This window comes from Pseudomonas sp. UTLPPB19802 (assembly GCF_059730225.1).
The window spans coordinates 3,438,564-3,457,885 of sequence record NZ_AP048545.1; the positions used below are offsets into that span (position 1 = coordinate 3,438,564).

The window sequence follows — 19,322 nt, forward strand, 5'->3', positions numbered from 1 at the left end:
TACTCAAGATTGGCGGTACAGTCTCAGACTTGTTCATGACCTGCCCCTCTCGCGCTCCTGAACAATGTCCATGGCCTTCCTCACCATCACTCGAAAGCGCCTGACCTGAACCATTTTGCGGCGCATTTTTCTGTGGCGTTTGCTGTTGAGTACAAACAGTCCCAGTAATGGAAACAGGACATCGACGAACCAAAGAAAAGGGTTGAGCCTATAGGCCGCTGGTGAGAGCTGCATCAGCAGACAGAACACAAAGACACCGACCATGACCCGGACCCACTGGGGACGGCCATAGATGATCATGGCGTTGCTGATGCAGATAGCCACGGTAAGTGCGACACCCATGAAAAAAGGGTATGCATAACTCATCTTGGAAAAGAAAATATTCGCTGCTGCGTTGATCGAGGTGGCAGCAGAGAGCAGTCCCAGGAAAATACCGGCCAGGAATATCGGAACATGCCGCAGTAAAAACTGAGGGAGATTCACCAAAAAAATCATGAATCGAACTCCTCGTACAATCCCACCGCGATTGCTTTTATGTTCCCTGAGAGAGCACTGCTGGCAAAGCTGGTAAAGCTAACAGATGCTCCAATCGTATCGAGTATCTGAATGATCGTTGCCTTTCGGATTTGTGTTGGCGTGAATCGCTTGGGAAATTCACCGGACAGCTGTCTCAGCTTGATCATCTTTGACGTCAGTCCCGGATGTTGGATGCTTAGCAATTCTCTAGTCAGCTTCGCTCTCTCCTGGCGATTGAGCCCCCTGAGGACTTCCTGCGTGCTTTTGCCAGTGGCAGCCTTGGTCGCTTTTAGCAGACGGATGGTGGTCAGGGTCGATACCCCAACACCGGCCAGTGATACGGCATCCAATGCAGCCATGGCATGTCGGTACCAATCAAGGCTATCTAGCCAGTCGTTTTGCTGGGGGTTGCGGATTTCATTGTCTATACGAACCAGCCCAACCAGGCATTGCAGGCTACTGGCACTGGCGGCTGCCATACTGACTGCACTCACTACCGCACTGGCACCCGCGGTAAATGGGATCGCGACCGTTCCACTGGAAACCACGATCCAACCAATCACCGCCCCCACACAGCTCAACGCCGTATTCACCGCCTCCATCACCAGCCGCGATTCCCGAGGCTGTGTCTGCAGCTCCCGCATGAACTCTGCCAGCGCGATATGCCGTGGAGCCTCGCGCAACACGATCTTCTTCGGCGCAATGCTGCAAATCGGCTGGAACTCGCGCAGCGTCACCATCGAGAAGTCACTTTCGATATAGACCACGCCAGCCCCGACGATCGCCGGATCGGCATCGATTGCCTGGAACAACCGTGGGATATCAATCAGCCCCGCCACCCGCTGGCGGGTATTGCGATGGGCACTGGGTACACCTGTCTTCGCTAACTCGGAATTCACTGCGCCACTCCCTGACTTTCATTCAGAAGGAACGCAGCATAGGCAGCCAACCCGATAGAGGCGGTAGGACGCGTCAGCAGTGAAAGTAGGACCACTCCCGATAACGGTTCAACGCCTTGTCACCACCACCTCGTTGATAAGAACGTGCAGGCCGACGCCACTTTCGGCGGATATCAACGACAGGGAATTACCATGGCAACCGACATGTTCTTGAAGCTGGGCGATATCAAAGGCGAGTCCAAGGATCAGCAACATCGAGAGGAAATCGACGTCACCACGGTGCGCTGGACGATGAGTCAATCCGGCACCATGCACACCGGCAGTGGCGGCGGCTCTGGCAAGGTCAGTATCGGCAACCTAAACATTGGCAAGCTGATGGACAAGTCGTCACCCAATCTGATGGCCGCCTGTTCATCGGGCAAGCATTATCCCGAAGCCACGCTGTCGGTACGCAAGGCCGGCGGCAATAGCCCGGTGGAATATGTGGTGTTCAAGCTCAGGGAAGTGATGGTGTCGAGCTATGAAACCGAAAGCGAGCCCAGCAGCGACATGTTGCGCGAAGTGGTCTCGCTCAATTTCGCCAAGGTCGAGGTGGCGTACCAACCGCAGAATGCTGATGGGGGCAAGGAGGGCGGGACCATCAAGTACGGGTGGAATATTCGTGAGAATGTGAAGATCTGACGGCCCGTTATCTTCCGAGGGGCGCGCGCGCCATCGCAAACTGCGGCCCTCGGTCGATGGCGAGATAGCGCTGGCTAGTTAGGAAAAAATTGGGATAACCTGCAAATCTTAGGATTTTCTTGGTCCGCTTAAGAAAAACTGTGCGGATTGATCAAAAATGAGGATTTGCACCATGAACACGGCTGGATATGCCTGGCTGCAGGACAGGTTGCGGCTCTCCGCTTTTCCTTTGCGCCAGCCGGCCAGAGTCCAGCCCGTCACTCGCCTTGAAAGAATTGGTGGAACGCTGGCCGTTCCTCCAGGAATAGCACCGGCACCAGACGATCTGTTGGGACACGTACTATTCGCCTTGAAGCATGAAGGTGTCAATCTCGCCATCCTGGCCCAGGCCTTACCTCAGATCCCCGCCGCGGAGTTGGAAACCGAACTGCGCAATGCCCCAAATGGAATCTACATTCGCAAGGCCTCCTTTCTCTACGAGGCCTTTACCGGCGTTGAGCTGACTCAACATGCACCCGTGAAAGTCGGCATCGTTCCTTTGTTCGACCCAGAGCAGTACGTGACGATGCCTGGGGAGAGCAACTCTCGCTGGCGTGTGAAGTTCAACGGTATTGGCACATTGAGCTACTGCGCCACTGTCGAGCGCACACCTCAAATCCTGGAACTGCTTGGACATGACATCCTTGCACGTGCACATGAGTTCATCGCGAGCCTGCCATCCGGCATGATGGATCGTGCGATCAACTGGGCCTACCTGCATGAAACCCAAGATTCATTCGCGATCGAAAAAGAGGCCCCTAGCGAGGACAAGTCCCGACGTTTCATCCAGTTGCTCAGGCAAGCACATGACCGTGCGCCATTGAGTGAGGAATACCTGGTAGCCCTTCAGAATGCGACGCTCTCCAATCCTTACGATATGGCTGCCGCGTTCCGGCATGAACAGAACCATCTGGCAAACGGCCTGCAAGGTGCTGCCGGTGTCAGCTATGTTCCACCTCCACCCGAACTGTGCCGGGAGTTGATGGAACAATTGATGGCCTTGGGAAATGATGCCGCTGCACAGATCGACCCATTGGTCGCTGCCGGAATCATTTCGTTTGGTTTTGTGTTCCTGCACCCCTTCATGGATGGGAACGGTCGCCTTTCCCGCTTCCTGATTCACCAGACGTTATGCCGTGCCGGCGCCTTGGAAAATGGCCTGATACTGCCGGTTTCAGTCGCAATGAAGCGCGAGGAGCGCCTGTACCTGGAAACCTTGCAGGCGTTCTCCCGGCCTGCGCGTGAGTTCTGGGATGTGCGCTGGATCGATCAGGGCAATCTGTCGTTCAACTTCACCGGTCATTCTGCTATCTATCGCTTCTGGGATGCGACGCCTGGCGTGCAGTTCACTCTGGAGATGGCCAAGCGTGCCCTGGAAGTCGAGTTGCGAGAGGAGACGGTTTTCCTTGAGCGCTACGACAGGATTATCAAGGCTGTGGACGAGCGCTACGACGTCCGGGGTAGTGACCTGTCCAACCTCGTGATGATGTGCTTGTCGCAAAACGGTACGGTCTCGAAGCACCGCCGTAAGCAGTACAAGTATTCGGTTCAGGAAGAAGTGTTCGATTACATTGAGCAGGTCACGCAAGCTTTTCTCAGGAAGCAAGAGGAGTAACCCTATGGCGCAGGCGTAGGCAGCCGATTGAAATTTCTCGACTCAAATATGCCCTGCCGGCCGCATTGCAGTCAGTGACTGCCATCCCGATCCACAATGTTATCAATATGCTTAAACCGCTCAATCAGAAAATCAATCAAACTCCGCACCCGCGCCGACAGGTGCAACTGCTGCGGGTACACCGCATACACGTCCGCTCTTGTCGGCGTGTGTTCCTCCATCACCAGTCTCAGGCGCCCACTGCGCACGTACTTCGCAATATCCCACTCGGCCCGCAGCAGCAGGCCGTAGCCTTCCAGTGCCCAGTTCAGGGCGACCTCACCGTCATTGCAGCCCAGGGCACCGTGGACCTTGATGTTCTCGGTACGTGAGCCGGTATTGAAGGTCCACACCCCATAAGGCGCTTCGTTCTGGCGAATGAAAATGCAGTTGTGGTCCTGCAGGTCGGCGAGCTTTTGCGGGGTGCCGTATTTCTCCAGGTATAGCGGCGAGGCGCAGAGCAATCTTCGGTTGGAAGCGATCTTGCGCGCGTGCAGGGTGGCGTCCGGCAAGGTGCCGAAGCGAATGCCCAGGTCGAAGCCATGGGCGGTCAGGTCGAGCGGGTGGTCGCTGATTTCCAGCTGGATTTCCACCTCGGGGTATAGCGCGTAGAACGCCGCCAGCGCCGGGCCTATATGACGACGGCCAAAGCCCAGCGAGGCGTTCACCCGCAGCAGGCCCTTGGGCGTGCCGCGGGTGCTGCTGACCAACTGCTCGACCTCGTCGATCTGGGTGAGGATGCGCGCGATGTGTGCGTAGTACAGCTCGCCTTCGGCGGTCAGGCTCATCGAGCGGGTGGTGCGGTTGACCAGGCGCACACCCAGGCGCGCCTCCAGTGCAGCAAGCCGTTTGCTGACGGCAGGCGGCGTGACCCCCATCTCCCTGGCGGTCGCGACAAGGCTGCCCTGTTTCGCCAGCAGGTGGAAAAAGGCCAGGTCCTGGGTGTTGTTCATTCGTTCCTCCAGGTTAATTGTTTCGTTGTTTCAGGGTAGCCAACGCTTTTGGTTCACTACATATACTCCACGCGGGCATCGGTTGAATATCCTGGCAACTGTAAAAGACAGGAGCAGGTATTAGGGAATGCGATGCTCGTCGTCGTACGCGGGCGTTGTCGTAGGTGTCGTTTGGTTGTGGGCTGGAGAGGGCTTGGCGTCGCAATAGTTTGTGCATGCGGAGTATCAGGGATACCGCGTTTGCGGGTTTTGCGGCTGCTGTGCAGCCGAGCGGGGGCAAGCCCCCTCGCCACAGGTGGGGGCTCACTGCACGAGCAGGCTTGGAGTGGGGTGGGCAGCCATGCCGCGTCAGCGCTGCGTGGGCGCTGCCGTGGCACGGTGTGGCGCCCACGCAGCCAGGGCCTCGGCGAGACCGTGGCTGCCGGTTCGACTCACTTGATGAAGCGCACCTGGGCGTTGATCTTCTCGATGATCGAACCCTTGCGCTCGTTGAAGCGCGCCTTGTTCTGTTCGAACAGGTTGTTGCCCTTGGTGTCGATGGAGATGATCAGCGGGCCGAACTCGCGCACGCGGTTGACCCACAGGGTCTCCGGCATGCCCAGGTCTTGCCATTCGGCGCGTTCGATTTCTTCCACCTTGGTCGCGGCCAGTACCGCGCAGCCACCGGGGAATACTGCATGCACGGCCTTGTTCTCCAGGCAGCCGGCGGTGGTCTCCGGGCCCATGCCGCCCTTGCCGATGATCATCTTGACGCCGGTTTCCTCGATGAACTGCTTCTCGAACTTCTCCATGCGCATGCTGGTGGTCGGGCCGATGGAGACCATTTCGAAGCTGCCATCGTCCTTTTTGCGCACGATGGGGCCGGCGTGGAAGATCGCCCCACCGCGCAGGTCCACCGGCAGCTCGCGCTTGAGTTCGATCAGGCGGCGGTGGGCCACGTCGCGGCAGGTCACCAGTTGGCCGGTGAGGTACACCACGTCACCGACGTTGAGTTCGGCCAGGTCCTCGTCCTTGATCGGGGTGTTCAGGACTTTGATCACAGTACTACTCCTTCATGGGAGAGGATGTCGTAGGAGAGGTCTGCGTTGATGCGGATCTTGCCGCGGCGGTGCGCCCAGCAACCGGTGGACACGGCCACGCCGATGGTCGACGGGTGGCGCGCCGAGGATTCGATGTTCACGCCCATCACGCTGCTGTTGCCGGTCAGGCCTTGCGGGCCGATGCCGACTTCGTTCAGGCCTTCTTCGAGCAGTTGTTCCATCAGCGCCGCGCTTTCGTTCGGGTGGCTGGAGTCCACCGGGCGCAGGATGGCGCGCTTGGACAGGCGGGCAGCGGTCTCCACCGAAGTGGACACGCCGACACCGACCAGCAGCGGTGGGCAGGCGTTGACGCCACGGGAGGTGATCACGTCGAAGACGAATTCGGTCACGCCTTCATAGCCCTGGCCTGGCATCAGGACCTTGGCCGAGCCGGGCAGGGTGCAGCCGCCACCGGCCATGTACACGTCGATCAGCGCGTAGTCGGCGTCGGGAATGATTTCCCAGTCCAGCCAGGGGATTTTCGAGCCGGTGTTGGTGCCGGTGTTTTTCTCGACGAAGGTTTCCACCGCGTTGTGGCGCAGCGGGCCCTTGATGGTGGCTTCGCGGGTGGCGTTTTCGAGGATGTTTTCCAGCTCGCCCAGCAGCGGAAAGCGCGCGCCGGCACTGATGAAGTACTGGATGACGCCGGTGTCCTGGCAGCTGGGGCGGTCCAGCTTGTCGGCGTATTCCTGGTTGTCGGCCATCGAGTCGTAGACCGCGATCGCCAGCGGGTTGGTTTCGGCGGCACGCAGTTGGGCGGTCTTTTTCTTCACGTCGGTCGGCAGGCGCTTGCCGATGTAGGCCGTGAACTTGGCCATCACATCGGTCAGCGAACTCACGGCTGATTCTTTATCCATCTTGTTTTCCTCAGTGCTTCTCAAGGCTTGGTTTTATCTGTCTGCCGGTTTGCGCAGCGAAACCTTTGGACGGAACAGCAAGTACCGCGGTCTTGGCGCGGCCTGTTTTTCGGGCGCACGCTCCCGCGCAGGGCCGATAGCCATGCGTGTGTCCTTGGGGCGAAGGTCGGGCCAACCCGCCAGGGGCCAGCGCCTTGCGACGATTGATCCGTGTGTTCGGGGGAAGGTGCGCTGGATTGAAAATTACCAGCTTTCCAAAAATGATTTAATTGGTTGCTGGTTATTACACTAGTTCCTACAGGTTAATTATTTGTCCAAGGTTTAACTCGCTAGCGGCCCTGTTATCCGGGGCAGGACAAAAGGCTCTTCTTTAAATCTCTTTTTGGGAATATGATTTTCATATGAATCTCAAATAGAGAATTGAAATGGACCTGAGTTCGCTGGAAATCTTCCAGGTAGTGGCCGCGGAGCTGAGCGTGACCAAGGCGGCGGTCGTCCTCGGTCGCGCGCAATCGAATGTCACCACCCGCATCCAGGCGCTGGAGCAGCAGCTGGGCGTGGACCTGTTCGTTCGGGAAGGCCGGCGCTTGTCGCTGACCGACCAGGGCAAGCTGTTTCTCGGCTACAGCCAGCGCCTGCTGGCCTTGGCGGAGGAGGCGGTGCAGGTCCTGCATCCGGCTCATCCGCAAGGCACCTTGCGCATCGGCAGCATGGAAAGCACCGCGGCTGCGCGCTTGCCCGGCGTGATGACGGCCTTCCAGCAACGCTGGCCGCAGGTGCGCCTGGCGGTCAGGACCGGCACCAGTGAGGCACTGCTGGATCAGGTGAGTGATGGCCTGGTCGACTGTGCCTTGGTGGCGCTGACGGCGGAGGTGGGGGCGACGGTCGAGGACGACCTGGCCCTGCGCGGATTGGCCGGTGTTCCGGTCTTCGAGGAACAGTTGGTCGCGGTTATGCCGGTGGGGTCGGGCGAGGCGCCGCTGTCGCTGGCGGCCTTCGCGGCGGGCTGCACCTATCGCCGCATTGGCCAGCAATGGCTGGCCGAACACGGCGAACGGGCGGTGTCCCTGACCCATGAGGTCGCCTCCTACCATGCCATGCTCGCCTGCGTGGTCGCCGGGCAGAGCCTGTGCATCGCGCCGACCAGCCTGCTGGCCCTGCAGCCGTTGTCGCCTGCAGTGACGACCCGGCTGATCGCCACCGTGGCGACCTGGCTGGTGCACAGAAAAGGCGGCCGGACTGCCGCTGTCGATGCTTTCAAGGATCTCACCCTAGCTTCGTAGATACAGGTGGCGCCATGCTCGCTTCACAGCTCGATACGTCTGCTTCAGCGCATCGCAACTTCACTTCTGCCCTGGCTGCCGCCGCCGTGATCGCGGTGGGCATGGGCTTTGGTCGCTTCGCCTTTACCGGGGTCTATCCGGTCATGGTCGGCGAGGGCGTGCTCTCGGTCAGTGACGGCACGCTGGCCGCGTCGGCCAACTACCTGGGTTATCTGGTCGGCGCATTGCTGGCCGCCCGGCTGGAGGCGTCGAGTGCCCGCCGTTGGGTGCTGGTTTCGGTGGTGGCGACGGTGATTTCCCTGGCGTTGCTCGGTGTGGTTGCCAACCCCTGGGCGATCATTCTGATTCGTGGGGCGGCGGGGGTGTTCAGTGCCTTGTCGATGATCGCCGCGTCGCTCTGGCTGCTGCAGCACCGCGCACATCCGGAGGGCGCGCCGATTCTGTATGCGGGGGTCGGGGTCGGCATTGCCTTGTCCGCCGAACTGCTCGCGGTGGGCGAACGCTTTGCCCTCGACTCCTACCAGCTATGGGGCGTGCTGGCGGCCGTGTCGCTACTGCTGGGGTGGGGCGGTTCGGTCATGCTCGACAAGCGTCCGGTCGAGTCGCGGCAGGTGCAGGCGGGTTCGTTCCGGCTCGATCATCTGCCCTTGGGCGCCTGGCGTCTGATCGGCCTCTATGGCCTGGCAGGACTCGGCTACATCATCACCGCGACCTACCTGCCGCTGCTGGTGAAGGATGCGCTGGGCTCTATCAACCCGGTGCACCTGTGGGCGGTATTCGGCCTGGGTGCGGCGCCGTCCTGTTATCTCTGGCACCGGGCCCATGTGCGCCTGGGCGCCCGTGTGGCGCTGCGCGGCAATCTCATGCTGCAGGGCATCGGTGTGGTGCTGCCGGCTATCAGCCAGACGTCGCTGGCCTATATCGCCAGTGCGCTGGTGGTCGGCGCGACGTTCATGGGCACGGTGACCATCGCGCTGCCGGCGGCCAAGCGGGTCTCCTCGGCCTTGCGGATGAACATCATGGCGGTGATGACGGCTGCGTATGGTATCGGCCAGATCCTCGGGCCGCTGATCGCCGGTGTCCTGTATGCGCGGACCCACTCGTTTGCGCCATCGTTGTGGACCGCGGCGTTGGCGCTGTGGGCGGCAGCGACACTGACCCTTGGCCGCACCTCGCGCGACTGAGCCGGGCGGGCCGGTTCCGGCTCGTCGACGAGGTCGCGGTTTGCCAGATTCCCTCCCGCGTGGTTCATTGGCGCCACGCGACGAATCGCGCCCAGTCCTCACGCGGGTTTCGACATGCACCATCTGGATCATCTCTCACTGCACCTGTTCATGCTGGTGTGCGAGGAAGGCACCATCGCCCGGGCCAGCGAGCGGGCGTTCATGGCGCCTTCGGCGGTCAGCAAGCGGATTTCCGATATCGAGCTGCGCTTTGGCACGCCGTTGCTCAAGCGCAGCAAACGTGGCGTCGAGCCGACACCGGCCGGGCAGGCGCTGCTGCGCCATGCGCGGATGCTGACTCGCGCCATGGAGCGGTTGGACAGTGAACTCAGCGAGTACGCCGACGGGGCCCGCGGGCACGTTCGCGTGCTGGCGAACATTTCCTCGATCATGGAGTTCCTGCCCGAAGAACTCTCCGACTTCATGCTGGAGCACCCGCGTATCCAGGCCGATATCGAGGAACGTTTCAGCCCCGAGGTGGTGCGCGGCGTGGCCGAGGGCAATGCCGACCTGGGCATCTGCCGGCGCTCCACCGCCCTCAGCGGCCTCGAGTTCATTCCTTATCGCCAGGACCACCTGGCCGTCGTCGTGGGCGTCGACCACCCGTTGGCGAACCGCACCAGCCTGGCGTTCGAGGAAACCCTGGATTTCGATCACCTGGGGCTGTCGGCCTTCGCCACCCTCAATACCTTCATGCGCCAGCATGCCGAGGAGCGGGGCAAGGAGTTGCGTTGCCGCTCCTATGTGTCTTCGTTCGACGCGGTGTATCGGCTGGTGCAGTTCGGGCTCGGGCTGGCGATCTTTCCGCGCGAGGCGGTGGAGCGCTATGTGCAATTGTTCGACCTGCGGGTGATCCCGCTGACCGATGATTGGGCGCTGGGTGAGTTCGTCATCTGCCTGCGCGACCGTGATTCGCTGTCCCTCTCGGCCCGGCGCCTGCTGGACCATCTGCTGGCGCGGGCGCCGGAGCGACAGGCACTGCCCTGAGCCTGTGCATCTATCCATCGTCGTTGACGATGGATCAGGTCGTGAATCACGTCTTTTCCGGGTCGTGGCGACCTTCTAGTCTGGGCTCACGCCTCAGCCTGCGAGAGAGCTTCATGACAACAATAACGATCAACGAAGTCGGCCTGCGTGATGGCCTGCAAAGCCTTCAGACGACCATGCCCACCGCGGCCAAGCGCCAATGGATCGACCGCGCCTATGCCGCCGGCATTCGCCATATGGAGGTCGCGTCCTTCGTGCCCGCCCGGTTGCTGCCGCAGATGGCCGATGCCAGGGAAGTGGTGGCCCATGCCCTGGATTACCCAGGCCTGGTGGTGACGGCCCTGGCGCCCAATCTGCGCGGTGCCAGGGACGCGCTGGAGTCCGGTGCCCACCGGGTCATCGCCCCGGTCTCGGTCAGCGCCGCCCACAGCCTGGCGAACGTGCGGCGCACGCCGCTGGAGATGGTCGAGGAGCTGGGCCGCATGTGCCAGTTGCGCAGTGAAATGGGCTTGCCCGAGGTGCAGATCATCGCCGGCATGTCGGTGGCCTTCGGCTGCACCCGCCAGGGTGACGTGCCGCTGGCCGACCTGTGTGAGCTGTCCCGGCATGTGCTGGAGGCGGGTTGCGACCTGATTTCCCTCGGCGATACCACCGGCTACGCCAATCCGGGCCAGGTGGCGACGGTGATCCAGGCGGTGCGGGCCATTGCCGGCGACAAGCTCAGGGCCGCCCATTTCCATGACACCCGTGGCCTGGCCCTGGCCAATAGCCTGGTGGCAGTGCAGCAGGGTATCACTGAACTGGATGCGTCACTGGCCGGCCTGGGTGGCTGTCCCTTCGCGCCGGGCGCCTCGGGCAACACCGTGACCGAGGACCTGGTGTTCATGCTGCAGAGCATGGGCCATGACACCGGTATCGACCTGCCGGCGCTGATCGCCTGCCGCGAGGTGCTGAGTACTGCCTTGCCCGAGGAAACGCTCTACGGCTGCATTGCCCGCGCCGGCCTGCCGCTCAACTACTCGCAGGCCTCTCGCCGCGCCTGACTCGCCCAATCGAGGAAACCATCATGTCCAGACTGCCCTTGGACGGCATTCGTGTTGTCGAAATTTCCCATATGGTCATGGGTCCCACCTGCGGCATGATCCTGGGGGACCTCGGTGCCGAGGTCATCAAGATCGAGCCGCCCCGTGGCGACGGCACCCGCCGTCTGCTCGGTGCCGGTGCGGGGTTTTTCCGTACCTTCAACCGCAACAAGCGCTGTATTGCCGTCGACGTCGAAAGCCCACGGGGTCGTGATGCCGTGCTGGAACTGATCGACACCGCCGACGTGTTCATCGAGAACTTCAAGCCCGGGCGCATGCAGGCCCTGGGCCTGGACTACGCCGCGCTGAAGCAGCGCAACCCGCGCCTGGTTTACGCCTCGCACAAGGGTTTTCTCAGCGGGCCGTATGACAACCGCCTGGCCCTCGACGAGGTGGTGCAGATGATGGCCGGCCTGGCCTACATGACCGGGCCGGTCGGTCGGCCCTTGCGCGCCGGCAGTTCGGTGAACGACATCATGGGTGGCATGTTCGGCGCGATCGGCATTCTCGCCGCGCTCAATGATCGCCAGGTCACTGGCGTCGGTCATGAGGTGCAAAGTGCACTCTACGAGAACTGCGTGCTGCTGGCCGCGCAGCACATGCAGCAGTTCGTGGTGACCGGCCAGGCCGCGGCGCCGATGCCCAATCGCATCAGTGCCTGGGCGATCTACGATGTCTTCGAGTTCGCCGGTGGCGAGCAGATGTTCGTCGCGGCCACCGGGGAAGGGCAGTGGAACGCACTGTGCCAGTTGCTGGGGCAGACCGCCTTGCTCGACGATCAGTCGCTGGCCACCAACAACGACCGGGTGCTCCAGCGCCCGCGGTTGCTGGCGCACCTGGCCGAGGTGTTCGCCGGGCTGGATGCCCAGGCACTGGCGGTGCAACTGGAAGCCAGGGGCATTCCCTTTGCGCCGATCCGCCGGCCCGAAGAGCTGTTCGACGACCCGCACCTGTTGCAAAGCGGCGGCATGGCCAACCTGCAACTGGAGGACGGCAGCTTCACCCCGATGCCCTTGCTGCCGCTGTCGCTCGATGGCGAGCGCCTGCAGCCGCGCCAGTCGATTGCACGGATTGGCGAGCATACCCACAAGGTCATGCGCGAACTGGGCTACAGCGACGAGCATATTGCCGAGCTGTGCGCCGCCGGCGTGCTGAAAACCGACGACCAGGCTTGAGAGGGCAGTCCATGGCTATCTACCGATACGACACACTTACCCCGGCCCTTCACGCCGAAACCTTCGTTGCCGAGGATGCCAGCGTGATCGGCAACGTCACCCTGGAGCAGGGTGTCAGCGTCTGGCCCCAGGCGGTGCTGCGCGGTGACAACGAACCCATCGTCATCGGCCAGCACAGCAACATCCAGGAAGGCGCAGTGCTGCACGCCGACCCCGGCTTCGCCCTCACGGTCGGCAGCGGCGTCACTGTCGGTCATCAGGCGATGCTGCATGGCTGCACCATCGGCGACGGTTCGCTGATCGGCATCCAGGCGGTGGTGCTCAACGGCGCGGTGATCGGCCGCAACTGCCTGGTGGGTGCCGGCGCCATCGTCACCGAGGGCAAGGTGTTTCCCGACAACTCGCTGATCATCGGCGCGCCGGCCAAGGTCCTGCGTGAGCTGTCGCCGGAGGCGATCGCCAAGCTGCATGAGAATGCCGCGGACTACGTGACCAAGGGCCAGGCCTACAAGGAGAAACTGGTTCGCCTCTGCTGACAAACCGTTGAGCCGTGCCCCATGCCGGCACGGCCTCTCTCCGATAATTACAAGAATGGAGAAACATCATGACTGCCTTGACCACCGAGTTGGCTCATGAGCGCACTGACGCCAACATCGATGAACTGCTGCTGTACCGCCGCGTGGCCTGGCGCATCATGCCGCTGGCGATCATCTGCTTTCTGTTTTCCTACTTCGACCGGATCAACATCAGCTTTGCCAAGGCCCAGATGCAGCAGGAGCTGGGCCTGACCGACGCCGCGTATGGCCTGGCGGCGAGCATGTTCTTCATCGGCTATGTGCTGTTCGAGGTGCCCAGCAGCCTGGGGCTCAAGCGCTACGGTGCACCGGCGTGGATCTGCCGGATCATGGTGTCCTGGGGACTGGCGACGGCGGCGCTGGTGTTTGCCTACACCCAGTACACGCTGTACTTCCTGCGCTTTCTGATCGGCGTGATGGAGGCTGGTTTCGGCCCGGCCATCCTGTTCTACCTGGCCTGCTGGTTCCCCAGGAAACACCTGGCGAAGATGAACGGCCTGTGGTTTCTCTCGGTGCCGCTGGCCGGGGCGATGGGCGGGCCGGCTGCGGGGATCATCCTCGGTACCATGGACGGTGTGTTCGGCCTGGCGGGTTGGCACTGGCTGTTCCTGTTTTCCGGGTTGCCCTGCGTCGTACTCGGCGTGCTGGTGCTGTACAAGCTCGATCGCGATATCGAGTCGGCAACATGGCTCAGCAGGGCCGAGAAGGATCGGCTGACCGCCAACCTGGCCCAGGACCAGGCCAGCCAGAAGCCGTTGCTCGGCTCGCTGTGGAAAGTGCTGCTGACCCGCGAAGTGGCGATCATGGCGTTCATCTACTTCGTGGTGAAAAGCGCCGCCTATGGCCTGAATTTCTGGATGCCGCACCTGATCAAGTCGTCGGGTATCCAGAGCCTGCTGTGGGTCGGCGTGCTGTCGGCGTTGCCGTATGGGGTGGCGTGCATCGGCATGATCCTGCTGACCCGCCGCTCTGACCGCACCGGCGAACGCAAGCGCTACCTGGTGTACTGCCTGCTGGCCGCTGCTGTCGGCTACGTGCTGGCCTGCCTGTTCTCGGATTCTTCCCTGGCGATGATGGCGGCGCTGGTACTGGCGACCGCAGGCACCTTCATCGCCATCCCGATCTTCTGGACGATTCCCCAGTCGACCTTCTCCGGGCTGGCCATCGCCACAGGCACCGCCGCGATCAACTCGGTGGGGCAACTGAGCGGCATGGTCGCGCCGGTGATGGTCGGCAGGATCAATGACCTCACGGGCAGTACCTACATGGGCATGCTGTCGATTTCGCCGCTGATCCTGGTCGCCTGTTTCGTGGTGGTGCGTTATGTGAAGAATCCCAGGTCCTGATGGGGCAGGGCCTTTGAGTCGAAGGGCCCTTGCCAAAACCCTGGATCGGACGGCATCATGCTCTCCAATATAGGGTAGGGGGGTATGCTATGGGTCACGTCAAGTCCAACAAGGATGACCTGCTCAAGCGGGTCAAGCGCATTGCCGGCCAGGTGCAGGCCATCGAGCGGGCGCTGGAGGGCGAGGCGGACTGCGCCAAGACCCTGCACCTGGTGGCTGCCACCCGTGGCGCGATCAATGGGCTGCTCGACGAGATCATCGAAGACCACGCCCGTGAGCATGTCGCCAAGGCCGGCCTCACCGACGAAGAGCGCACGCAAGGCGTCGAGGAACTGCTCGAAGCCATCCGTCGTTATTCGAAGTGAGGGAAACCGACATGAGCACCACGGACTACCGGCACAGCCACGATTTTCTCGGCGCTGGCCACGATGACAACGCCCGGCGTACGCTCTGGGTGGTGATCCTCACCGTCGTGATGATGGTGGGCGAGATTGCTGCCGGCTACATCACCGGCTCCATGGCCTTGCTGGCCGACGGTTTTCACATGGCCACCCACGCCGGGGCGTTGGGTATCGCGGCGGCGGCCTACGCCTTTGCGCGCAAGCATTCCGGGAATGCCGCCTACAGCTTCGGCACCGGCAAGGTCGGCGACCTTGGCGGCTTCGCCTCGGCGCTGATCCTTGGGCTGATCTCGCTGGGGATTGGCGTCGAGTCGGTGATGCGCCTGCTGGAACCGACCCAGGTGCAGTTCGGCACGGCGACGCTGATCGCGGTCATCGGCCTTATCGTGAACATCGTCAGTGCGCTGCTGCTGGCGGGTGGTGTCGGTCATGATCACGGCCACAGCCATGGCCATTCCCATGATCATTCTCACCACGGGCACGCCCACGGGGAAGACAACAACCTGCGCTCGGCCTACGTCCACGTACTGGCGGATGCGGTCACCTCGGTGCTGGCCATCGTTGCGCTGTTGGCCGGCAAGTACCTCGGTTGGGTCTGGCTCGATCCGGTGATGGGCATCGTCGGCGCGGTGGTCATTGCGCGCTGGGCCTGGACGCTGATGCAGGACACCGCTTCGGTGCTGCTGGACAAGACCGACGAACACGTTGCCGAAGAGATCCGTGAACTGCTCGATCAATCGGGCCAGCTCAGGATCATCGACCTGCATGTCTGGCGCGTCGGCCCGGATGCCCGTGCCGCCATCGTCAGTGTGCAGGGCTCGGCGCAGTGGTCGGCCGACGATGTGCGCACGGCCTTGAAGCCGGTGCATGAAGTGACCCACTTGACGGTCGAATACCGGGCGGCTTGATCCATGGCAAAGGACATTGAAAACCCCTGCGTTTCACTGTGTCAGTTGAACAGCGAAATGTGCGTGAGCTGCGGTCGCACCCGCGAGGAAATCCGCAAGTGGCGCGGCATGAAGCGCCCGGAAAAAATGGCGACGGTGCAGAAGGCCAGCGCTCGCATGAAAAGCATCACCAAGAAGAAAAACAAGGGCTAGTCGCCAGCGGCGAAATTGCACTCCGCTCCAGTAGGTTGACGCGAGAGTGGGGCCACTATAGGATCGCCAAACCTTACGACCGACCGGTCGGTAGGTTAATCTGGAGGTCTGAAATGAGCAGTTCTAACGACAATGCCGTGCCGGTGCGCATTGCCATTGCCTTGGGGTTGATCGGCGCGCTGGGTCCGTCAGCCGTCGATATGTACCTGTCCAGCCTTCCTGAAATCGCCCGGGCGTACCGGGCGAGCTTTGCCAGCGTGCAGCTCACCCTGACGTTTTTCCTGTTGGCGATGGGCGCCGGGCAACTGCTGTTCGGTCCGGTGGTGGATGCCTATGGCCGGCGCAAGCCGTTGCTGGTCGGCCTGGCGATTTTCACGGTCTGCTCGCTGGGCGCCGCCTCGGCGCCGACGCTGGAGATACTGATCGGTTTGCGCTTCGTGCAGGGGCTCGGCAGCGCGCTGACACTGGTGGTGATCATGAGCATGGTGCGTGACCTCAGCCACGGCGTGACGGCGACCAAGCTGTTCGCCATGTTGATGACCATCGAGGGACTGGCGCCGATCCTGGCGCCGGCGGCGGGTGGCTTCATCGATACCCACTTCGGCTGGCGGGCGGTCATGCTGGTGTTGGCGGGCCTCGGCCTGGCGGTGTTGTGCAACAGTTGGCTGGCGCTCCCGGAGACGCTGCCCGCGCACAAGCGCGAGCCACTGCATCTGGGCGCAGCCTGCCGGACCTACCTGGCGATTGCCGGTGATCGCAAGTTCCTGATGCCGACCCTGGCGGTCGCCGCAGTGTTCTTTTTCCTTTTCGCCTACATCGGTGGTGCGCCGCTGGTCTACCAGGAAATCTATGGCCTGGGGCCGCAGGATTTTGGCCTGGTCTTTGGGGCCACCGGGGTGACGATCCTGCTGGGGGCGATGCTGGCGGGTAAATGGGTCAGCCGCCTGGGGCTTGGCCGACTGTCGATGCTCGGTGTCTGCTGCATGGCGGCCGGTACGCTGGTTGTCCTGGCATCGACGATGCTGGGGGCCGGGCTGCTCGGCGTTGTCGCCGGCATGGCCGTGGCGTTGTTTGGTCTGGGTATTGCCGAGTCGACCTTGATGTCGCTGGTGATGTCCTCCCAGGACAAGGCCCTGGGCTCGACGGCGGCATTGCTGGGCGCGTTTCAACTGTCGGTTTCCTCCACCGCCACGCCGCTGGCCGGCCTGGTCCTGGAGCATGGCGCGGTGGCGTGGGCAGGCTTGCTGGTGGCCAGTACCTTGCTGGTCTGCGGGGTGACCAGAATCAGCGTGCCCGCTGGTGCGTCGCAGTCTTACAATCTGGCCGGACATTGAATGGAGGGTGTATGACTTCGAACGATTTGAGCCCGGCAGCGGGGCGTATCGCGCAACTGGCCCTGAGCCATTTTGCCGAGCACGGCTATGACGCGGCCTCGATGAACGACATTGCGCTATTGGCCGGGCTCAAGAAAGCGTCGCTTTACGCTCACTTCGCCAGCAAGGACGACCTCTACCGGGCAGCGCTGGGCCTGGCACTGGAAGCGGAGACCCAGCATGTGCGCGTGCAGTTCGGGCCTCGCGAGGATACGGCAGGGTTGTTGGGCGAAGGCTATTGGTGTCGCTTGCGGGACCGTTATACGGAAAACGATTCCCTGCGGTTTTTGTTGCGGGCGGCGTTCTATCCGCCTCAGCCACTCAGGGAGGTGGTGATGGGGGGATTCAATGACTACCTGGCGTTCCTGCGTGGGCGTTTCGAGGACGTCTTCGTCCTGGAGCATCGGCACGTGGCGCAGGACCTGCGCAGTTGGCTCGTCGAAGCCTACATGGCGGTGATCGACAGCCTTCATGTCGAGCTGATCTACGGCAATGACGAGGGCTATTTCCGGCGTCTTGAGGCGTTTCGGGGCTTGTACTCGCAGTTGTTCAAGCGTCTGTAGTCGGGGGAGCGAAGATGGATAACAGTCTGATTGGCTATGCCATTGCCGGTGGCCTGGTTTGCCTGGGGCTTGTCCTGCATTACCCGTGGAACAATCGCAGGAAGTAAAAGGTCGCCAGGCATTGTCCGTCATCAAGTTCGCCCGGAACAACCACCTTGGCCCCGCCATCAATCTGGGCGAGCCCGAGCAGGCCTGTCGTTATCTCTATACGCCGGCGATGCACCTGGCGGTGTCCACCTGTGACCAGCACACCACCACCGCCGCGCTGGAGTGGATGTGCACGAAGATTGGCGAGGGCAAGCACCTCGAGTACTTGCTCAATGACCTGGTCGAGGATGAGGCGATCAGCAGCAGCCAGTTGGAAGGTGCAGCAACGACGACCAAAGCCGCCAAGGAATTGTTGAAGAGAAAAAAGTACCCCGTTCAGTCGACGAGAACATGATCATCGGCAATTTCAGGATGATGAGTTTTGCCTGGGAAAACAGGGACAGGGATCTAAGCCCGGCGCTTATCCAGGAACTGCACCAGATCGGTGTCGAGGGCATCGATGACGACAGGTACCATCCGGGAGCATTCAAGACCACGGATAACGTGGTTGTTGAGGGTAATGGCGAAATCATGCATCAACCTCCACCGGTTGACGGCTTGCCTGACAGGATTGCCGCCTTGTGCCGCTGGGTGAATCAACATCATACGGATGTGCTCAGCAAGGAGTACATGCACCCGTTGATCAAGGCAATCATCCTGCACTTCGCAATCGGCTATGAGCACCCGCTTCAGGATGGAAATGGTCGGGTGGCCCGGTCGTTGTTCTACTGGTTCATGTTCAAGAAGGGCTTCAGTACCTTCAGGTACATCGCTATCAGTACGCTGCTCAAGGCAGCACCGCTTCAGTACGGCAAGAGCTATCTCTACACTGAGACGGACCAGATGGATCTCACGTATTTCCTGGACTATCAGTGCCGGATCATTACCCGATCGATCAGCAAATTCAAAAACACCTACGAGCAGGCGGTTGAATCCATCTCGCAGTTCAACACGTTCCTGTACAAGTCCGGGCTTTACTCAAAATCGTCCGAGAGGCAGCGGGTTGTATTCAACGTGGCCAGGCAAGGGGTCGAGACGGTATTTACCGTGACGGATGCAAGGGAAAACCTTGGCTGTGCCTACAACACTGCCGCCAGCGTTCTGAATGGCCTGGTTGACCTGGGCCTGTTCCAGAAGGAAAAGCACGGCAGTGAATGGTCGTTCAGCATGTTTGACAGCGACCGGACCATGAAGAACTGGAAGAGTGGTTCATAGGCGAGGTTGCTTTTGGCGAGAGGATTTCGCCTTCCTGGCATGTGATGTTTCAGGGCTCGCATCGTGGTGACTCTACCCTGCAGCGGTTTTTCATTTCGGTGAGTTGCCGGTTTATTGAGTGATGCACTTATTTTGGGCTTCACTCGAAAATGAAAAAAATTTCATCTTATAAGTTTCGGAAAAATTATTATCTGTATATAGCAACAATTATTCCAGTTTAAGTGCTTGGCCAGC

21 protein-coding genes are annotated in these 19,322 nt (G+C 61.3%); 16 read left to right on the top strand and 5 right to left on the bottom strand.

All coding sequences use genetic code 11. The annotated features are described in order from the left end of the window. Positions 1 to 33 precede the first annotated feature (33 nt). Positions 34 to 495: a hypothetical protein gene (locus tag AC6I6U_RS15435; RefSeq protein ID WP_497882765.1), complete on the bottom strand. Its 462-nt coding sequence runs from the start codon at positions 493 to 495 to the stop codon at positions 34 to 36. Continuing rightward, complete coding sequence (gene ssp4, locus AC6I6U_RS15440; RefSeq protein WP_497882766.1) at positions 492 to 1,415, bottom strand: Ssp4 family T6SS effector; 924 nt, start codon at positions 1,413 to 1,415, stop codon at positions 492 to 494. Before ssp4 ends, AC6I6U_RS15435 begins: the two co-directional genes overlap by 4 nt. 192 nt (positions 1,416 to 1,607) lie before the next feature. Here ssp4 and AC6I6U_RS15445 point away from each other — a divergent pair, with 192 nt between their 5' ends. Further along, on the top strand, positions 1,608 to 2,096 hold the full coding sequence (locus AC6I6U_RS15445) for an Hcp family type VI secretion system effector (RefSeq protein WP_497882767.1): 489 nt from the start codon (positions 1,608 to 1,610) through the stop codon (positions 2,094 to 2,096). Positions 2,097 to 2,268: 172 nt separating this feature from the next. Further along, entirely contained in the window at positions 2,269 to 3,750 is a 1,482-nt protein-coding gene (locus AC6I6U_RS15450) for a Fic family protein (protein WP_497882768.1), read from the top strand. Positions 3,751 to 3,821: 71 nt separating this feature from the next. Here the strand turns inward: AC6I6U_RS15450 and AC6I6U_RS15455 are convergent, their stop codons facing one another. From AC6I6U_RS15455 to ttdA, 3 genes are all read right to left on the bottom strand, one after another. Continuing rightward, entirely contained in the window at positions 3,822 to 4,742 is a 921-nt protein-coding gene (locus tag AC6I6U_RS15455; protein WP_497882769.1) for a LysR family transcriptional regulator, read from the bottom strand. A 431-nt stretch (positions 4,743 to 5,173) separates the two neighbouring features. Beyond that, the gene (gene ttdB / locus AC6I6U_RS15460; RefSeq protein WP_497882770.1) at positions 5,174 to 5,782 is read right to left on the bottom strand and encodes a L(+)-tartrate dehydratase subunit beta; all 609 of its coding nucleotides are present in this window, start codon (positions 5,780 to 5,782) and stop codon (positions 5,174 to 5,176) included. After that, positions 5,779 to 6,678, bottom strand: a complete 900-nt coding sequence (ttdA, locus tag AC6I6U_RS15465) for a L(+)-tartrate dehydratase subunit alpha (RefSeq protein WP_497882771.1) — start codon at positions 6,676 to 6,678, stop codon at positions 5,779 to 5,781. The genes ttdB and ttdA overlap by 4 nt, the downstream gene beginning before the upstream one ends. Positions 6,679 to 7,103: 425 nt before the next feature. Here ttdA and AC6I6U_RS15470 point away from each other — a divergent pair, with 425 nt between their 5' ends. From AC6I6U_RS15470 to AC6I6U_RS15535, 14 genes are all read left to right on the top strand, one after another. After that, positions 7,104 to 7,961 carry a LysR substrate-binding domain-containing protein gene (locus tag AC6I6U_RS15470; protein ID WP_497882772.1) on the top strand — a complete coding sequence of 286 codons (858 nt, stop codon included), beginning with the start codon at positions 7,104 to 7,106 and terminating at the stop codon, positions 7,959 to 7,961. 14 nt (positions 7,962 to 7,975) lie between these two features. Then, positions 7,976 to 9,145, top strand: coding sequence for a YbfB/YjiJ family MFS transporter (locus tag AC6I6U_RS15475; RefSeq protein ID WP_497882773.1), 1,170 nt, complete (start codon positions 7,976 to 7,978; stop codon positions 9,143 to 9,145). Between the two features lie 114 nt (positions 9,146 to 9,259). Then, entirely contained in the window at positions 9,260 to 10,171 is a 912-nt protein-coding gene (locus AC6I6U_RS15480) for a LysR family transcriptional regulator (protein WP_497882774.1), read from the top strand. A gap of 113 nt (positions 10,172 to 10,284) precedes the next feature. Next, on the top strand, positions 10,285 to 11,214 hold the full coding sequence (locus tag AC6I6U_RS15485; RefSeq protein ID WP_497882775.1) for a hydroxymethylglutaryl-CoA lyase: 930 nt from the start codon (positions 10,285 to 10,287) through the stop codon (positions 11,212 to 11,214). A 23-nt stretch (positions 11,215 to 11,237) separates the two neighbouring features. Further along, the gene (locus AC6I6U_RS15490) at positions 11,238 to 12,428 is read left to right on the top strand and encodes a CaiB/BaiF CoA transferase family protein (RefSeq protein WP_497882776.1); all 1,191 of its coding nucleotides are present in this window, start codon (positions 11,238 to 11,240) and stop codon (positions 12,426 to 12,428) included. A gap of 11 nt (positions 12,429 to 12,439) precedes the next feature. Beyond that, complete coding sequence (locus AC6I6U_RS15495; RefSeq protein ID WP_497882777.1) at positions 12,440 to 12,964, top strand: gamma carbonic anhydrase family protein; 525 nt, start codon at positions 12,440 to 12,442, stop codon at positions 12,962 to 12,964. Positions 12,965 to 13,032: 68 nt separating this feature from the next. After that, on the top strand, positions 13,033 to 14,349 hold the full coding sequence (locus AC6I6U_RS15500) for an MFS transporter (RefSeq protein ID WP_497882778.1): 1,317 nt from the start codon (positions 13,033 to 13,035) through the stop codon (positions 14,347 to 14,349). 89 nt (positions 14,350 to 14,438) lie between these two features. Further along, positions 14,439 to 14,714 carry a metal/formaldehyde-sensitive transcriptional repressor gene (locus AC6I6U_RS15505; protein WP_497882779.1) on the top strand — a complete coding sequence of 92 codons (276 nt, stop codon included), beginning with the start codon at positions 14,439 to 14,441 and terminating at the stop codon, positions 14,712 to 14,714. Between the two features lie 11 nt (positions 14,715 to 14,725). Then, entirely contained in the window at positions 14,726 to 15,658 is a 933-nt protein-coding gene (gene dmeF / locus AC6I6U_RS15510) for a CDF family Co(II)/Ni(II) efflux transporter DmeF (protein WP_497882780.1), read from the top strand. A gap of 3 nt (positions 15,659 to 15,661) precedes the next feature. After that, positions 15,662 to 15,850, top strand: coding sequence for a DUF1289 domain-containing protein (locus tag AC6I6U_RS15515; protein WP_497882781.1), 189 nt, complete (start codon positions 15,662 to 15,664; stop codon positions 15,848 to 15,850). 113 nt (positions 15,851 to 15,963) lie between these two features. Beyond that, positions 15,964 to 17,184, top strand: coding sequence for a multidrug effflux MFS transporter (locus AC6I6U_RS15520; protein ID WP_497882782.1), 1,221 nt, complete (start codon positions 15,964 to 15,966; stop codon positions 17,182 to 17,184). Positions 17,185 to 17,195: 11 nt separating this feature from the next. Then, on the top strand, positions 17,196 to 17,786 hold the full coding sequence (locus AC6I6U_RS15525) for a TetR/AcrR family transcriptional regulator (protein ID WP_497882783.1): 591 nt from the start codon (positions 17,196 to 17,198) through the stop codon (positions 17,784 to 17,786). A 121-nt stretch (positions 17,787 to 17,907) separates the two neighbouring features. Continuing rightward, entirely contained in the window at positions 17,908 to 18,228 is a 321-nt protein-coding gene (locus AC6I6U_RS15530) for a hypothetical protein (protein WP_497882784.1), read from the top strand. Next, positions 18,225 to 19,088, top strand: a complete 864-nt coding sequence (locus tag AC6I6U_RS15535) for a Fic family protein (RefSeq protein ID WP_497882785.1) — start codon at positions 18,225 to 18,227, stop codon at positions 19,086 to 19,088. The genes AC6I6U_RS15530 and AC6I6U_RS15535 overlap by 4 nt, the downstream gene beginning before the upstream one ends. The last annotated feature ends 234 nt before the right edge of the window (positions 19,089 to 19,322 follow it).

What these genes read in the sequence shown, in the direction of transcription:
- AC6I6U_RS15485 (WP_497882775.1), top strand. Translation starts at nt 10,285, where the DNA reads ATGACAACAATAACGATCAACGAAGTCGGCCTGCGTGATGGCCTGCAA.
- dmeF (WP_497882780.1), top strand. Translation starts at nt 14,726, where the DNA reads ATGAGCACCACGGACTACCGGCACAGCCACGATTTTCTCGGCGCTGGC.
- AC6I6U_RS15475 (WP_497882773.1), top strand. Translation starts at nt 7,976, where the DNA reads ATGCTCGCTTCACAGCTCGATACGTCTGCTTCAGCGCATCGCAACTTC.
- AC6I6U_RS15445 (WP_497882767.1), top strand. Translation starts at nt 1,608, where the DNA reads ATGGCAACCGACATGTTCTTGAAGCTGGGCGATATCAAAGGCGAGTCC.
- AC6I6U_RS15505 (WP_497882779.1), top strand. Translation starts at nt 14,439, where the DNA reads ATGGGTCACGTCAAGTCCAACAAGGATGACCTGCTCAAGCGGGTCAAG.
- AC6I6U_RS15535 (WP_497882785.1), top strand. Translation starts at nt 18,225, where the DNA reads ATGATCATCGGCAATTTCAGGATGATGAGTTTTGCCTGGGAAAACAGG.
- AC6I6U_RS15480 (WP_497882774.1), top strand. Translation starts at nt 9,260, where the DNA reads ATGCACCATCTGGATCATCTCTCACTGCACCTGTTCATGCTGGTGTGC.
- AC6I6U_RS15435 (WP_497882765.1), bottom strand. Translation starts at nt 495, where the DNA reads ATGATTTTTTTGGTGAATCTCCCTCAGTTTTTACTGCGGCATGTTCCG.
- AC6I6U_RS15515 (WP_497882781.1), top strand. Translation starts at nt 15,662, where the DNA reads ATGGCAAAGGACATTGAAAACCCCTGCGTTTCACTGTGTCAGTTGAAC.
- AC6I6U_RS15500 (WP_497882778.1), top strand. Translation starts at nt 13,033, where the DNA reads ATGACTGCCTTGACCACCGAGTTGGCTCATGAGCGCACTGACGCCAAC.
- AC6I6U_RS15495 (WP_497882777.1), top strand. Translation starts at nt 12,440, where the DNA reads ATGGCTATCTACCGATACGACACACTTACCCCGGCCCTTCACGCCGAA.
- AC6I6U_RS15520 (WP_497882782.1), top strand. Translation starts at nt 15,964, where the DNA reads ATGAGCAGTTCTAACGACAATGCCGTGCCGGTGCGCATTGCCATTGCC.
- AC6I6U_RS15490 (WP_497882776.1), top strand. Translation starts at nt 11,238, where the DNA reads ATGTCCAGACTGCCCTTGGACGGCATTCGTGTTGTCGAAATTTCCCAT.
- AC6I6U_RS15450 (WP_497882768.1), top strand. Translation starts at nt 2,269, where the DNA reads ATGAACACGGCTGGATATGCCTGGCTGCAGGACAGGTTGCGGCTCTCC.
- AC6I6U_RS15455 (WP_497882769.1), bottom strand. Translation starts at nt 4,742, where the DNA reads ATGAACAACACCCAGGACCTGGCCTTTTTCCACCTGCTGGCGAAACAG.
- AC6I6U_RS15470 (WP_497882772.1), top strand. Translation starts at nt 7,104, where the DNA reads ATGGACCTGAGTTCGCTGGAAATCTTCCAGGTAGTGGCCGCGGAGCTG.
- ttdA (WP_497882771.1), bottom strand. Translation starts at nt 6,678, where the DNA reads ATGGATAAAGAATCAGCCGTGAGTTCGCTGACCGATGTGATGGCCAAG.
- AC6I6U_RS15525 (WP_497882783.1), top strand. Translation starts at nt 17,196, where the DNA reads ATGACTTCGAACGATTTGAGCCCGGCAGCGGGGCGTATCGCGCAACTG.